This window comes from Micromonospora echinospora, assembly GCF_900091495.1.
In the GTDB taxonomy this organism is placed as follows: domain Bacteria; phylum Actinomycetota; class Actinomycetes; order Mycobacteriales; family Micromonosporaceae; genus Micromonospora; species Micromonospora echinospora.
Genome location: NZ_LT607413.1, coordinates 5,135,822 through 5,150,142 on the forward strand (window position 1 = coordinate 5,135,822; position 14,321 = coordinate 5,150,142).

The 14,321-nt window shown below is 69.5% G+C and carries 9 protein-coding genes; 6 read left to right on the forward strand and 3 right to left on the reverse strand.

The genetic code is table 11. The features are described from left to right. The first annotated feature begins 81 nt into the window (after nucleotides 1-81). Nucleotides 82-1,620 (forward strand): multiple monosaccharide ABC transporter ATP-binding protein, encoded by a 1,539-nt coding sequence (gene mmsA / locus GA0070618_RS23010; RefSeq protein WP_088983476.1) that lies wholly within the window; start codon nucleotides 82-84, stop codon nucleotides 1,618-1,620. Continuing rightward, nucleotides 1,617-2,867: a multiple monosaccharide ABC transporter permease gene (mmsB, locus tag GA0070618_RS23015; protein WP_088983477.1), complete on the forward strand. Its 1,251-nt coding sequence runs from the start codon at nucleotides 1,617-1,619 to the stop codon at nucleotides 2,865-2,867. Before mmsA ends, mmsB begins: the two co-directional genes overlap by 4 nt. A 60-nt stretch (nucleotides 2,868-2,927) precedes the next feature. Here mmsB and GA0070618_RS23020 read toward each other — a convergent pair whose 3' ends face one another. The 3 genes from GA0070618_RS23020 to GA0070618_RS23030 all read right to left on the reverse strand — a co-directional run bounded on the left by GA0070618_RS23020 (nucleotide 2,928) and on the right by GA0070618_RS23030 (nucleotide 8,350). Then, nucleotides 2,928-4,580: a glycoside hydrolase family 27 protein gene (locus GA0070618_RS23020; protein ID WP_088983478.1), complete on the reverse strand. Its 1,653-nt coding sequence runs from the start codon at nucleotides 4,578-4,580 to the stop codon at nucleotides 2,928-2,930. A 95-nt stretch (nucleotides 4,581-4,675) separates the two neighbouring features. Further along, nucleotides 4,676-6,061 carry an endo-1,4-beta-xylanase gene (locus GA0070618_RS23025; protein WP_197701817.1) on the reverse strand — a complete coding sequence of 462 codons (1,386 nt, stop codon included), beginning with the start codon at nucleotides 6,059-6,061 and terminating at the stop codon, nucleotides 4,676-4,678. A gap of 186 nt (nucleotides 6,062-6,247) precedes the next feature. Beyond that, nucleotides 6,248-8,350 (reverse strand): family 43 glycosylhydrolase, encoded by a 2,103-nt coding sequence (locus tag GA0070618_RS23030; RefSeq protein ID WP_088983480.1) that lies wholly within the window; start codon nucleotides 8,348-8,350, stop codon nucleotides 6,248-6,250. 609 nt (nucleotides 8,351-8,959) lie between these two features. On the opposite strand from GA0070618_RS23030, the gene GA0070618_RS23035 reads away from it, so the two are divergent. The 4 genes from GA0070618_RS23035 (at nucleotide 8,960) to GA0070618_RS23050 (ending at nucleotide 14,313) form a co-directional block, all read left to right on the forward strand. Then, nucleotides 8,960-10,480, forward strand: a complete 1,521-nt coding sequence (locus tag GA0070618_RS23035; protein WP_088983481.1) for a non-reducing end alpha-L-arabinofuranosidase family hydrolase — start codon at nucleotides 8,960-8,962, stop codon at nucleotides 10,478-10,480. Nucleotides 10,481-10,823: 343 nt separating this feature from the next. After that, nucleotides 10,824-12,509, forward strand: a complete 1,686-nt coding sequence (locus GA0070618_RS23040) for a ribulokinase (protein WP_088983482.1) — start codon at nucleotides 10,824-10,826, stop codon at nucleotides 12,507-12,509. Beyond that, complete coding sequence (locus tag GA0070618_RS23045) at nucleotides 12,506-13,210, forward strand: L-ribulose-5-phosphate 4-epimerase (protein ID WP_172900320.1); 705 nt, start codon at nucleotides 12,506-12,508, stop codon at nucleotides 13,208-13,210. The genes GA0070618_RS23040 and GA0070618_RS23045 overlap by 4 nt, the downstream gene beginning before the upstream one ends. A gap of 110 nt (nucleotides 13,211-13,320) precedes the next feature. Further along, entirely contained in the window at nucleotides 13,321-14,313 is a 993-nt protein-coding gene (locus GA0070618_RS23050) for an ABC transporter substrate-binding protein (RefSeq protein WP_088983483.1), read from the forward strand. Nucleotides 14,314-14,321 lie beyond the last annotated feature (8 nt).

The window sequence follows — 14,321 nt, forward strand, 5'->3', positions numbered from 1 at the left end:
GATCGGCCGGCCCGGGGGTGGGGCGACCCCCGCCGGGCCGGCCGACACCCCACCACGACAGCTCCGAGCAGGACGGTTCCCATGCGCGAGAACATCCTCGAGATGCGCGACATCACGAAGACCTTTCCCGGAGTGACGGCGCTCCAGGACGTCTCGCTCGCCGTGCGACGCGGTGAGATCCACGCGATCTGCGGCGAGAACGGCGCCGGAAAGTCCACCCTGATGAAGGTGCTCTCCGGGGTCTACCCCACCGGCGACTACGACGGCGAGATCGTCTTCGACGGCGAGCCGGTCCACTTCCGGGGCATCCGGGACAGCGAGTCGCGCGGCATCGTCATCATCCACCAGGAACTGGCGCTGGTGCCGCACCTGTCCATCGCGGAGAACATCTTCCTCGGCAACGAGCGGCGCGGGTTCGGCGGCCTCATCGACTGGAACCGGACCAACGCCGAGGCCGCCCGCCTGCTCACGGCGGTCGGGCTGGACGAGAGTCCGGTGACCCCGGTGGTCGGGCTCGGCGTCGGCAAGCAGCAGCTGGTGGAGATCGCCAAGGCGTTGTCGAAGAAGGTACGACTGCTGATCCTGGACGAGCCGACCGCCGCGCTCAACGACGTCGACTCGGCGCACCTGCTGGACCTGATGCGCCGGCTCCGGGACCAGGGCCTCACCTGCATCATGATCTCCCACAAGCTCGGCGAGATCACCTCGATCGCCGACTCGACCACGGTGCTCCGGGACGGCCGGACGGTCGAGACGCTCGACATGCGCGACGACACGGCCACCCAGGAGCGGATCATCCGCGGCATGGTCGGCCGGGACCTCGCCGCCTTCTACCCCGACCGGGTGTCCTCCCCGGGCCGGGAGGTGCTCCGCGTCGAGAACTGGTCGGTGCGGCACCCGACCCAGGACCGGCTGGTCGTCGACGGCGCTTCGCTCCACGTACGCGCCGGAGAGGTCGTCGGCATCGCCGGGCTGATGGGCGCCGGACGCACCGAGCTGGCGATGAGCGTGTTCGGCCGCTCGTACGGCCGGGACGTCACCGGCCGGCTGTTCGTGCACGGACGCGAGGTCCGGGCCCGTACGGTGGCCGAGGCGATCGAGCACGGCATCGCGTACGCGACCGAGGACCGGAAGCGCTACGGCCTCAACCTGATCGACGACATCCGGGGCAACGTCTCGGCTGCGGCGCTGGGCCGGCTCGCCAGGTTCGGCTGGGTGGACGGCAACCGGGAGATCAGGGCCGCCGAGCAGGGCCGGCGTGACATGAACATCAAAGCCCCGACGGTGATGTCGGTGGTCGGCAATCTCTCCGGCGGCAACCAGCAGAAGGTCGTCCTGGCGAAGTGGCTCTTCACCGACCCGGACGTGCTGATCCTGGACGAGCCGACCCGGGGCATCGACGTCGGCGCGAAGTTCGAGATCTACACGATCGTCAACCGGTTGGTTGCCCACGGCAAGGCCGTCGTCATCATCTCCTCCGAGCTGCCCGAACTGCTCGGCATGTGCGACCGCATCTACACCCTCGCGGGCGGCCGGATCACCGGCGAGCTGCCGGTGGGCGCGGCCACCCAGGAGAACCTCATGGAACTCATGACGAAGGACAGGGGTCCTGTCGGATGACCAGCACGAAGCCCCCCACCACACCGAAGAGCGGCGCGTCCCACGCGGCCCCCGCCGCCGCCCTGCACACCGGCACCAGCGATCCGCGGACGCTGTTCCTGGGCAACCTGCGGCAGAGTGGCATCTACGTCGCCCTCGTGGTGATCGTCGCGCTGTTCGCGGTCCTCACCGACGGCGTCTCGCTGAGCCCGGGCAACATCACCAACATCGTCCTCCAGTACTCCTACATCCTGGTGCTCGCCATCGGCATGGTCATCGTGATCATCGGTGGGCACATCGACCTCTCCGTGGGATCGGTGGTGGCGCTCACCGGCGCGGTCTCCGCCGTGCTCGTCATCCGGGAGGGCCTGCCCTGGTGGGTCGGCATCCTCGCCGCGCTCGCCGTGGGGGTCGCGGTCGGCGCGTGGCACGGTCTCTGGGTCGCGTACGCCGGGATCCCGGCCTTCATCGTCACGCTGGCCGGCATGCTGCTGTTCCGCGGCCTCACCCTGCGGGTGCTGGACAACGTCTCGCTGTCGCCGTTTCCGGCCGAGTACCAGCGGCTTGCCGCCGGCTTCCTCAACGGGCTGCTCGGCGGGGAGGGGTTCGACGCGTTCACGCTCTTCATCGGCGCGTTCGCGGTGACCGGATACGCGGTGAGCGTGTTCCGGACCCGGGTGGCGCGCGTCCGCTACGAGCAGCCCGTCGAGTCCTTCCCGCTGTTCGTCGCGCGAGTGGCCCTCGTCGGCGCCGTCGTCATGTACTTCGCCTGGCAGTTGGCCCACGCGCGGGGCCTGCCGATCGTGCTGATCGTGCTGGCCGTGCTGGTGCTGGTCTACGGCCTGCTCACCCGGCGTACCGTCTTCGGTCGTCAGGTCTACGCGATCGGCGGCAACCTCCCGGCGGCGATGCTGTCCGGGGTCCGGGTGAAGGCGGTCAACTTCTGGGTCTTCGTCAACATGGGCTTCCTGTCCGCCGTCGCGGGGGTCATCTACTCGTCGCGCTCCAACGGCGCGCAGCCCGCCGCCGGCAACATGTTCGAACTGGACGCGATCGCGGCGGCGTTCATCGGCGGCGCGGCGGTCACCGGCGGTGTCGGCACGGTCGTCGGCGCGATGGTGGGTGGTCTGATCATGGCGGTGATGAGCAACGGTATGCAGCTCATGGGCGTCGACCAGTCGGTGCAGTCGGTGGTCAAGGGCCTGGTGCTCCTGGTCGCCGTGGCGTTCGACGTCTACCACAAGCGACGCGCCGCCGGCGGTCGCTGACCGGGTCGGCCGGCCGGTGGGCGAGCCCCCCGGCCGGCCGCTGCGATCAGGGCGCGGGGCTCACACCCGGCTCCACCGTTGGTTGGCGTTGCCGTGGCAGGACCAGACGAGCACCGCCGTCCCGTTGGCCGTGCCGCCATTGTCGACGTCCAGACAGAGGGACGGGAAGCGGATGTTGCTGACCGTGCCGTTGCCGTTGACCGTCCACTGCTGGTTGGTGCCGCCGTTGCAGTCCCAGATCTGCACCCGGGTCCCGTTGGCCGCGTTGGTGGGGACGTCCAGGCACTTGCCGAGGATCCGTAGGGTCTGCCCGGTCTGGCTGATCTGCTGGTTGGGGTTGCCGTGGCAGTCCCAGATCAGCGTCCCGGTGCCGTTGGCGGTGTTGCCGTTGTCGAGGTCGAGACACCGCCCGGCCGACTCGCTGCGGAGCCGGAACGTGGTGGGCGGCGGCGGGTCGGTGGTGCCGCCGCCGCTGACCCGGTACACCACCGTGCCGTGCGCCGGCACACTCGCCGAGATGGTCCCGGTCGTGGTGGAGGTGGCGTTGGTCCACGCGTCCCGCAGGGTGAACGGGCCGCCGGTCTTGCCGATCGCCGCCGCCGTGGTGGAGACCGTGGTGGCGGTGCCGCCCTGGTTGAACAGCGCCACCGCGACGTCGCCGTTGGCCAGCCGCTTGGCCAGGACCCGCCGGGTGCCGTCGTGGGAGACCTGGACGGCCTGGCGCCCGAGCGGGTCCTGGTTGATGGCGACGAGGTTCTGGTTCTTCAGGATTGTCAGCGTCGCGGCGTTCGCCGAGCGCAGGTCGTTGCCCATCATGAGTGGCGCCGCCATGATCGACCACAGCGCGAAGTGGCTGCGCATCTCGGTGTCGGTCATCCCGCCGTTGCCGACCTCCAGCATGTCCGGGTCGGTGAACCCGCCGGGCGCGGCGTAGCCGGCCAGCGGCACGTTGACGTTGACGATGTTCTGGATCCCCATCGGGTACCCGTTGGTCTGGCCGGTGTCCCACGCGTTGGTGATGTCCTCGGTGGTCCGCCACAGGTTCGCCACGTCGCTCCAGTTGCGTTGTGGCCCGGTCTTCTCGTGGATGCTGTTCGGGTTGATGCTGTAGACGATCGGCCGTCCGGTGGCGGCCAGCGCGTCGCGCATGATGCCGAACCGCGCCACCTGGTCGTCGATGGTGCCGGTGGGGGAGCACCAGTCGTACTTCAGGTAGTCCACGCCCCAGGCGGCGAACTGCCGGGCGTCCTGGTACTCGTGCCCGAGGCTGCCGGTGGAGCCGGGGAAGGCGTCGAAGTACTGGGCGCAGGTCTGGTCCAGCGGTGACTGGTAGATGCCGAACAGCAGACCCCGCGAGTGCAGGTAGTCCCCGAGCGCCTTCATGCCGCTCGGGAACCGCTGCGGGTGGGCCTGGAGGTTGCCCTGCGCGTCCCGGTTCGGGTCGAACCAGCAGTCGTCGACGACGACGTACTTGTACCCGAGGTCCCGCAGGCCGTTGTTCACGATCGAGTCGGCCATCTGGCGGATCAGGGTCTCGTTGATGTTGCAACCGAACGTGTTCCAGGTGTTCCAGCCCATCGGCGGGGTACGGGCGACGCCGTTGTCGAGCGCCTGGGCCGGACGGGGCGCGATGACCCCGTCGGCGACGCTCGCCGCGAGCGTCAGCGTCAGGACGCCCAGGACGGCGGTCAGCCATCTCTTCGCTCTGCGCATGCTGCTTCTCCTCTGCGGGTGAGGTGTTCGACACCGGCGGCCGCCCGGCCACCGGTGTCGAGGACGTCAGGCAGTCACATCCCAGCTGTCCCGCCTCAGCCGACGCGGATGAGTCGCCACTGCTGGTTGGTGCCGTTCCAGTCGTCGTACTGCACGATGCTGCCCCCGTCGGCGGTCGAGGCGCCCTGTACCTCCACCGCCTTGTTGCTGTTGCGGTTGATCAGACGGACGTGGCCACCGTCGGAGTCGGCCAACCGGAACTGCTGGTTGGAACCGTTGCCGTCGGTCCACTGCACGATGTTGGCCCCGTTGGCGGTGGAGAAGTTGTAGACGTCCAGGACCTTGCCCGACAGCCGGGACCGCAGCCGGTAGTAGCCGCCACCGGAGTCCACGAACTGCCACTGCTGCTGGTTGCCGTCGTTACGGGCCCACTGCACGATGCGCGCACCGTCGTTCGTGGCCAGGTTGTACACGTCCAGGGCCTTGCCGCTGTTCCGGTTCACCAGCACGTACCACGCACCCGGTTGGACCGGGCCGCCCGGGTTGCTGCCGGCGTTCAGGGCGTTCAGCACGGCGGTGTACGCGGGCTTCTTGTTGCCGTTGTTGTCGAACAGCAGCGGGTTCGCGCCGGTGCGCCAGGAGTCGCTGTCCCGGATGCCCCACACGGTGATGCCGGTGCAGCGGGCCACGGCCAGGCAGGCACGGGTGACGGTGTCGTAGACGGCGGCCTGGTTGGTGCCGGCGATGTCCAGTTCGGTGATCTGCACGTCGACGCCGAGGTCGGCGAAGCGCTGCAGGTTGGCCTGGTAGTCACCGGGCACCGAGTTCGTCAGGTGGGACTGGAAACCCACGCAGTCGATGGGTACGCCACGGGCCTTGAAGTCGCGCACCATGTTGTAGATGCCGGTCGACTTCGCGTTGACCCCGTCGGTGTTGTAGTCGTTGTAGCAAAGTTTGGCGTTCGGGTCGGCGGCCCGGGCGGCCCGGAACGCCGCCTCGATCCAGTCGTTGCCGGTGCGCTGGAGGTTGGAGTCACGCCGACCGCCGCTGCTGCCGTCGGCGAACGCCTCGTTCACCACGTCCCAGGAGTGGATCCTCCCCCGGTAGTAGCTGGCGACCTGGGTGACGTGGTTGATGGCGGCGCTGCGCAGGGCGGAGCCGGACATGTTCTGGGCCCACCCCGGTTGCTGGGCGTGCCAGAGCAGGGCGTGACCACGGATGCTCATCCCGTTGGCGCGGGCGTGGTTCACGATGCGGTCCGCGTTGGTGTAGGAGAACCGGCCCTGTGAGGGCTCGGTGGCGTCCCACTTCATCTCGTTCTCGGCGGTCACCGAGTTGAACTCGCGGTTGAGGATGCCGACGTACTGGCTGTCGGAGAGCTTGTGCGCCGCCACGGCCGTGCCGAAGTAGCGGCCCTTCTCCGCGGCCGAGGCGCCGAGGGTGCTGGCCGCTTCGGCGGGGGCCGGAGCGACGAACGCCATGGAGGCGGCGACGAGTCCGACGCCCAGCGCGGAGAGGGCGGCCTTCCACCCTCGTGGCCCGCCCACGGGGGACGGTCGGGTCCTGGTGGTGGTCATGTCTGTCCTGTCCTTCCGGAGGTGGGGTGCCGAGGCCGGCGGACCGCCGGCCACGTGCCGGGATCAGGGGGTGGTCATCCCGAACCGGGATCAGGGAGTGGTCATCTCGAAACGCCGCACGGTGACGGCGCTACCGAGAGCCTGGGTGGCGTAGTTGAAGATCCCGTACCGGTAGCCCATGAAGAACTGCCAGGCGTTGTTCAGGGTGAAGGCCGGTCCGAGGCCCGTGAAGTTCACCCCGTCGGTGCTGTACGAGAAGCGTGCCTGCCGGCCTGTGCCCGGCCGGATGTCGGCGTTGACCCGCAGCCAGATCCGGCTGCCCGAGATGGCGGCGCTGGCCGCCTCGACACCGGTACCGGTGGTGTTCCAGCTGCTGTCCATCGTCAGGCCGTTGGTCATCACCACCCGGGTCGTGCCGTTGTCGCGTTTGACCCCGATCCACGCCGAGGAGTCGCGGAGCATGGCGAGGCCGGCCCGGTCGCCGTTGCTCATGGCGGAGTGGTCGAGCTCGATGGTCGCGGTGGAGGTGGGGCCCTGGATCCGGTGGGTGACGGTGTTGCGGGCGTTGTAGAGGTCGTTGGTCACGGTCGCGGTCTGCAGGCGCAGTCCGTTGTTGACGCTGTACCGGCTGGTGTCCGGGTTGTGGTTCCACTCCCACCGGTGGCCCAGGCCCGGTCCGGTGAAGGTGTCCGCGCCGGTCATCGGTTGCACGGTCTTGGAGGTGGTGATGTTCGGCTTCGGGTAGGTGGCGCCCCACCGGCCGTTGACGGTCTGCAGGACCGGCCAGCCGTCGCCGCTCCAGGTGATCGGTGCGAGGGTCGGCACCCGGCCGCCCGGGTACGCGTCGGTGAACGCCATGTAGTACCAGTCGCCGTTCTGCGTCTGCACCAGGCCGCCCTGGTGCGGGACTCCGCCGCCGGAAATGGGGCCGGGTAGGTCCAGCAGCACCTGGCGCATCTCGTACGGCCCGAAGGGCGAGCTGGACTTCAGGACGTACTGGCCGTTGGCCGGGCGGGTGAGCCAGATGTAGTAGCTGCCGTTGCGCTTGTAGAAGCGCGCCCCCTCCAGGGTGCCGATGTTCGACGGCGTGGTGAAGACCGGCTGCGCGCGGACCTGGGACAGGCCGTCGGCGGACAGCTGCGCGACGCTGATGGTGCCGTTGCCGTAGGCCACGTACATGGTGTCGTTGTCGTCGACGAGCAGGCCGGCGTCGTAGTAGCAGTTGTTGATCTGGGACCGCTTCTGCCAGGTGCCGTCGACCGACGCCGCTGTGTAGACGTACGTCCGGTTGAACTCGACGCAGCCCATCCAGTAGTAGGTGCTGTTGCTGCGCCGGTAGTTCAGGGTCGAGGCCCAGATGCCCTTGACGTACGCCCGCCCGCCGGTCAGGTTGTAGGCGTTCGACCCGAAGTCCAGACTCGGTACGGAGTGGCCCGCGTACTCCCAGTTCACCAGGTCGTAGGAGCGCAGGATCGGCGCTCCGGGGGAGTAGTGCATGGTCGAGGCCGAGTAGTAGTAGGCGTCCCCGACGCGGATGATGTCGCCGTCGGCGAAGTCCTGCCAGACCACCGGATTGGTGAACTGCTCCCCGCCGCCCGGGGGTGTGGTGGGGGTGGTGCCGCCGTCGACCCGGACGAGTTGCCACTGCTGGTTGCTGCCGCCCCAGTCGGCGTACTGCACGACGTTCGCGCCGTCGGCGGTGGACGCGTTCTGCACCTCGACGGCCTTGCCGCTGTTGCGGTTGATCAGGCGAACGTAGCCACCGGTGGAGTCGGCCAGTCGGAACTGCTGGTTGGCGGCGTTGCCGTCGGTCCACTGCACGATGCCGGCGCCGTCGGCGGTCGACCGGTTGTACACGTCGAGGACCTTGCCGGAGTGGCGGGACCTCAACCGGTAGTAGCCGCCACCGGAGTCGACGAACTGCCACTGCTGCCAGGCCCCGTCACCGCGGGCCCACTGGGTGATCCGCGCGCCGTCGTTGGTGGCGAGGTTGTAAACGTCCAGGGCCTTGCCGCTGTTCCGGTTGACCAGCACGTACCAGGCGTTCGTGTCCACCGTCGCGGCGGAGGCAGCCGGCGCGACGACGACCGCCGCGACACCACCGGCGAGGACGGTGGCGACCGCTGCCAAGACTGCCAGCCATCGTCGGTGCCGTCGAGGCGGTGGCGGGGAAGCCACATGGATGTCGTTCATGCCTCTCCTTCGATAGGAAATCGGTCGCAGTCGACATCCGCCTCGACCGGCGGCCCGTCCGACTGCGGAGAGCGCGACTCATGCCCGGGAACGGGTTGCCGCACCGGCCCAGACGCGGCAACTCTCTACCTCGACACCTCTGCCACCAGCTCGTGTTAGCGCTAACAACATCGCCCGAGCGCTGGTTACTCGCAGGTGAAGGATCGGCCTTCCGGCGGAGGCCATCGAAGTAAGGCGATGTTACGCGAGGATTTCGAGAGCATCAAGAGCAGCGCGGGGCGGGTGTGTGGGGCAGGTTGGCGAATCCGGTCGGATCGGCGTCGAGCTGTGGATGCCGTCGGCCCGGACCGCAGAGCGGGGTGCGTCGTCGGCCGGGGAGCCTGCGGGGCTTCGGCTTGACGGACGGCATGTTATCGCTCACAGTCGATGCTTGGGGTGACGGCGGAAGCGGGCCCACCGGGCAGGCCCGCTTCGTCGAACCCTGGTTCAGGCGCGCGTCGGTACGCGCGATTCCTGATGCCTGCGCACATCGCGACGCACATACCCCGCTGTGCGCGGCCGTCCATCCCTCGGGTGGACCGTTCGGCTCTTGATCATTGGAGGAGGATCATGTCTGCCTTTGGTAGTTCCCCGCCGGTCGCGCCGCCGGCTCGGCGGCGCGGGTGGTTGCTGCGGACCGTGGCTGCTGCGGTGGCGGCGGTGGTGGTCGGTGGCGCGGCCGCGGTGGTGCTGTCCGCGCCGGCGGCTGCGGCGACGGTCGACACGAACGCGTGGTACGTGCTGGTGAACCGGAACAGCGGCAAGGCCCTGGACGTGTACAACCTGGCCACGAACGACGGTGCGCGCATCGTGCAGTGGGCCCGTAACGACGGCAACCAGCAGCAGTGGCAGTTCGTGGACTCCGGTGGCGGCTACTACCGGCTGCGGTCCCGGCTGTCGGGCAAGGTCCTGGACGTCTACAACTTCTCCACCGCCAACGGGGCCAACATCGTGCAGTGGACCGACGGCAACGGTTCCAACCAGCAGTTCCGGTTGGCCGACTCCGACGGTGGCCACGTCCGTCTGATCAACCGCAACAGCAACAAGGCGGTGGAGGTACAGGGCGCCTCGACCGCCGACGGGGGCAGCATCGTGCAGTACGACGACTGGAACGGCACCAACCAGCAGTGGCGACTCATCCGGGTCGACGGCGGGAGCAACCCCACGACGCCGCCGCCCGGCACGTGCGCGCTTCCGTCGACGTACCGGTGGACCTCGACCGGTCCGTTGGCACAGCCGAGGTCGGGGTGGGTGTCGTTGAAGGACTTCACGTACGCCCCGTACAACGGGCGGCACCTGGTGTACGCGACGACGCACGACACCGGGACGCGGTGGGGTTCGATGAACTTCGGACTTTTCTCGAACTGGTCGGAGATGGCCTCGGCGAGTCAGAACGCGATGTCCTTCTCGACCGTCGCGCCGTCGTTGTTCTACTTCGCTCCGCGCAACATCTGGGTGCTGGCCTACCAGTGGGGCGGGACGGCGTTCTCGTACCGGACGTCGAACGACCCGACCAACCCGAACGGCTGGTCGGCGGAGCAGCCGCTGTTCACCGGGAGTATCTCAGGTTCCGGCACGGGTCCGATCGACCAGGCGTTGATCGGGGACGGCACGAACATGTACCTCTTCTTCGCCGGGGACAACGGGAAGATCTACCGGGCGAGCATGCCGATCGGGAACTTCCCGGGCAACTTCGGCTCGTCCTACACGACGATCATGAGCGACACGACGAACAACCTGTTCGAGGCGGTCCAGGTCTACAAGCTCCAGGGCCAGGAGCGGTACCTCATGCTCGTCGAGGCGATCGGCGCGCAGGGCCGCTACTTCCGCTCGTTCACGGCCACCAGCCTGGGCGGTTCGTGGACACCGCAGGCCGCGACCGAGAGCAACCCCTTCGCCGGCAAGGCCAACAGTGGCGCCACCTGGACCAACGACATCAGCCACGGCGAACTGATCCGCAGCAACGCCGACCAGACCATGACCGTCGACCCCTGCAACCTGCAACTGCTCTACCAGGGACGTGACCCCAGGTCGGGCGGCGACTACGGCCTCCTGCCCTACCGGCCGGGTCTGCTGACGCTGCAACGCTAGGAGTGACGCGGGTCCGACCCGGTGTTCCGGACCCCGTGGACGACAGCGAGCACCGAATCGGGTGAAGGTTGCCACGGCCCGTGATCAAGGTCGGGGCACGCTGGAACGGCGGGCTCGGCTACGGCCGAGCCCGCCCTCGTCGTCCCGGCTCCGGGCTCACGGAACAGGGTCGGAGCCTGTGCGGAGACGGCGTCGCCGCCGGGGCGACCGGCGGATGGTCTCGGACGGGCTCGGGGCGCACATCCCGTCATCCTTCCGTCACGTTACGAATCCGTTGCCGGTCGGTGTCTTGACGACGGTGAATGTGAGCGCTAACACTATGGGTCGACCTTCGGAGGTGGTCATGGGCGGTGTGGACGGTGCGGACGAGCGGTACGTGGTCGGAGTCGACTACGGCACCCTCTCCGGGCGGGCCCTGGTGGTCCGGGTGCGCGACGGCGCGGAGGTCGGCACCGCGGTGCACGAGTACCGCCACGGCGTGATCGAGGCCGCGCTGCCCGACGGTGGCCCGGCACTCGCGCCGGACTGGGCGTTGCAGGACCCGGAGGACTACCGGGACGTCCTGCGGCACGCCGTCCCCGCCGCCCTGGCCGACGCGGGCGTGGACCCGTCGCGCGTCATCGGCATCGGCATCGACTTCACCGCCTGCACAGTCCTGCCGACGCTCGCCGACGGCACCCCGCTGTGTGAAGTACCGGAGCTGCGGCAGCGCCCGCACGCCTGGGTGAAGCTGTGGAAGCACCACGCGGCGCAGCCGTACGCCGACCGGATCAACGCGGTGGCCCACGAACGGCGCGAGCCGTGGATCGGCCGGTACGGCGGCAAGATCTCCGCCGAGTGGCAGTTCGCGAAGGGGCTGCAGATCCTGGCGGAGGACCCGGAGATCTACCGGCGGGCCGAGCGGTTCATCGAGGCCGCCGACTGGATCGTGTGGCAGCTCTGCGACGTCGAGACCCGTAACGTCTGCACCGCCGGCTACAAGGGCATCCGGCAGGACGACCGGTACCCGTCGGCGGACTACCTGACCGCGCTCGACCCGGGTTTCGCGGACTTCGTGGCCAAGCTGGACGGCCCACTGCTGCCGCAGGGCGCCCGGGCCGGCACCCTGGGCGCTCGGGCCGCCGCCTGGACCGGGTTGCCGGTGGGCGTCGCGGTGGCGGTCGGCAACGTCGACGCACACGTCACCGCCGCGTCCGCCCAGGCCCTGCATCCCGGCCGGCTGGTCGCCATCATGGGCACCTCCACCTGCCACGTCGTCAACGGCACCCACCCCGCCGAGGTGCCCGGCATGTGCGGCGTGGTCGACGGCGGCATCAGCCCGGGCGCCTGGGGCTACGAGGCCGGGCAGAGCGGTGTCGGCGACATCTTCGGCTGGTTCGTCACACACGCCGCGCCGGCCGGCGTCGACGGGCACGAGCAGCTGACCGCGCTGGCCGCCGCCCAACCGGTCGGCGCCCACGGCCTGGTCGCGCTGGACTGGTGGAACGGCAACCGGTCACTGCTGGTCAACCACGATCTCAGCGGCCTGGTCGTCGGACTGACCCTGGCCACCCGGCCGCAGGACATCTACCGGGCGCTGCTGGAGTCCACGGCGTTCGGCACCCGGATGATCATCGAGGCGTTCGTCGAGGCCGGAGTGCCGGTCACCGACCTGGTCGTCGCCGGTGGCCTCACCTCGAACCGGCTGCTGATGCAGATCTACGCCGACGTCACCAACCGCCCGCTGGGCATCATCGGCTCCGCCCAGGGCCCAGCGCTGGGTTCGGCGATCCACGCGGCCGTCGCCGCCGGGGCGTACCCGTCGATCCACGAGGCGTCGGCGGCGATGGGCCGGGTGCACGAGGACGCCTACCGGCCCGACCCGGCCAACGTCCGGGCCTACGACGCCCTCTACGCCGAGTATCGCGCGTTGCACGACCACTTCGGCCGTGGCGCCAACGACGTCATGCTCCGCCTGCGGGCGATCCGGAACGCGGCCCTCGACCCGGCCGCGGCGCAGACCGACCCGGCCCTGGAGGTGCTCGCATGACCAGCGACGTGGCCCGGCAGGTGCGCGCGCTACGGGAGACCGTGGCCCGCCTGCACGGCGAGCTGACCCGCTACGGACTCGTGGCGTGGACCGCCGGCAACGTCTCGGCGCGGGTCCCCGGCCGGGACCTCATGGTGATCAAGCCCAGTGGCGTCGACTACGACGACCTGACCGCCGACACGATGGTCGTCTGCGACCTGGACGGGACCGTCGTCGACGGGCACGCCTCGCCGTCGAGCGACACCGCGGCGCACGCCTACGTCTACCGGGCGATGCCCGACGTCGGTGGCGTCGTCCACACGCACAGCGGCTACGCCACCGCCTGGGCGGCCCGGGGTGAGCCGATCCCGTGCTGGCTGACCGCGCAGGCCGACGAGTTCGGCGGGGAGATCCCGGTCGCGCCGTTCGCGCTGATCGGCGGGGACGACATCGGCAAGGGCATCGTCAGCACCCTGTCCCGGCACCGCTCCCCGGCGGTGCTCATGCGCAACCACGGGGTCTTCACGATCGGCCGGGACGCCCGCGCGGCGGTCAAGGCCGCCGTGATGTGCGAGGACGTCGCCCGCACCGCGCACCTGGCCCGCGCGCTCGGTCAGCCGCTGCCCATCGCGCCGGCCGACGTCGACGCGCTGTACGAGCGCTACCAGAACGTCTACGGCCAACGCCCGGCACCGGCCGACCGGGCCGCAGGGAACCCCTGACCAGCGCACCCGCCCGCCACGAACCCTTTCCCCACCACCCCACCACCACACCCGGCCCGCCGGCCCGCACGGGCGGCGCGGTCGGGATCACCGGATCCGAGGAGAGACCGATGAGCACCAGGAGAACGCGCACCATCGTCGCGGCCCTCGCCACCGTGCTGCTTGCCGGCAGCATGGCGGCCTGTGGCAACAGTGACACCGGCGGCGGCGACGGCGGCGGCGACGGGAAGATCGTCCTGGGCTTCTCCCAGGTCGGCGCGGAGAGCGGCTGGCGGACGGCGAACACCACCTCGATCAAGGACGCCGCCGTCGAGGCGGGGATCGAGCTGAAGTTCGACGACGCCCAGCAGAAGCAGGAGAACCAGATCAAGGCGATCCGGAACTTCATCCAGCAGAAGGTCGACGTGATCGCCTTCTCCCCGGTCGTCGAGTCCGGCTGGGACACCGTGCTCAAGGAGGCGAAGGACGCCGGGATCCCGGTGATCCTCACCGACCGCGCCGTCGACTCGGCCGACAAGACGCTCTACAAGACCTTCCTCGGCTCGGACTTCGTCAAGGAGGGACGCCTCGCCGGCGAGTGGCTGGTGGAGCAGACGAAGACCGCCGCCGGCCCGGTGAACATCGTCGAGTTGCAGGGCACCACCGGTTCGGCGCCGGCCAACGACCGCAAGGAGGGCTTCGCCGCGGCGATCGCCGCCAACCCGAACCTGAAGATCGTCGCGTCCCAGTCGGGTGACTTCAAGCGGGCCGACGGCAAGCAGGTCATGGAGCAGTTCCTCAAGGCCAACCCGGACATCGACGTGCTCTTCGCGCACAACGACGACATGGGCCTCGGCGCGCTGGAGGCGATCACCGCCGCCGGCAAGGTGCCCGGCAAGGACATCACCATCATCACCATCGACGCGGTGAAGGACGGGATGCAGGCCCTCGCCGACGGGAAGTTCAACTTCATCGCCGAGTGCAGCCCGCTGCTCGGCCCCCAGCTGATGGAACTGGTCAAGAAGGTCGAGGCGGGCGAGGAGGTGCCGGCCCGGATCGAGACCGAGGAGACCACCTTCACCCAGGAGCAGGCCAGGGAGGCGCTGCCCAACCGGAAGTACTGAGACGACGT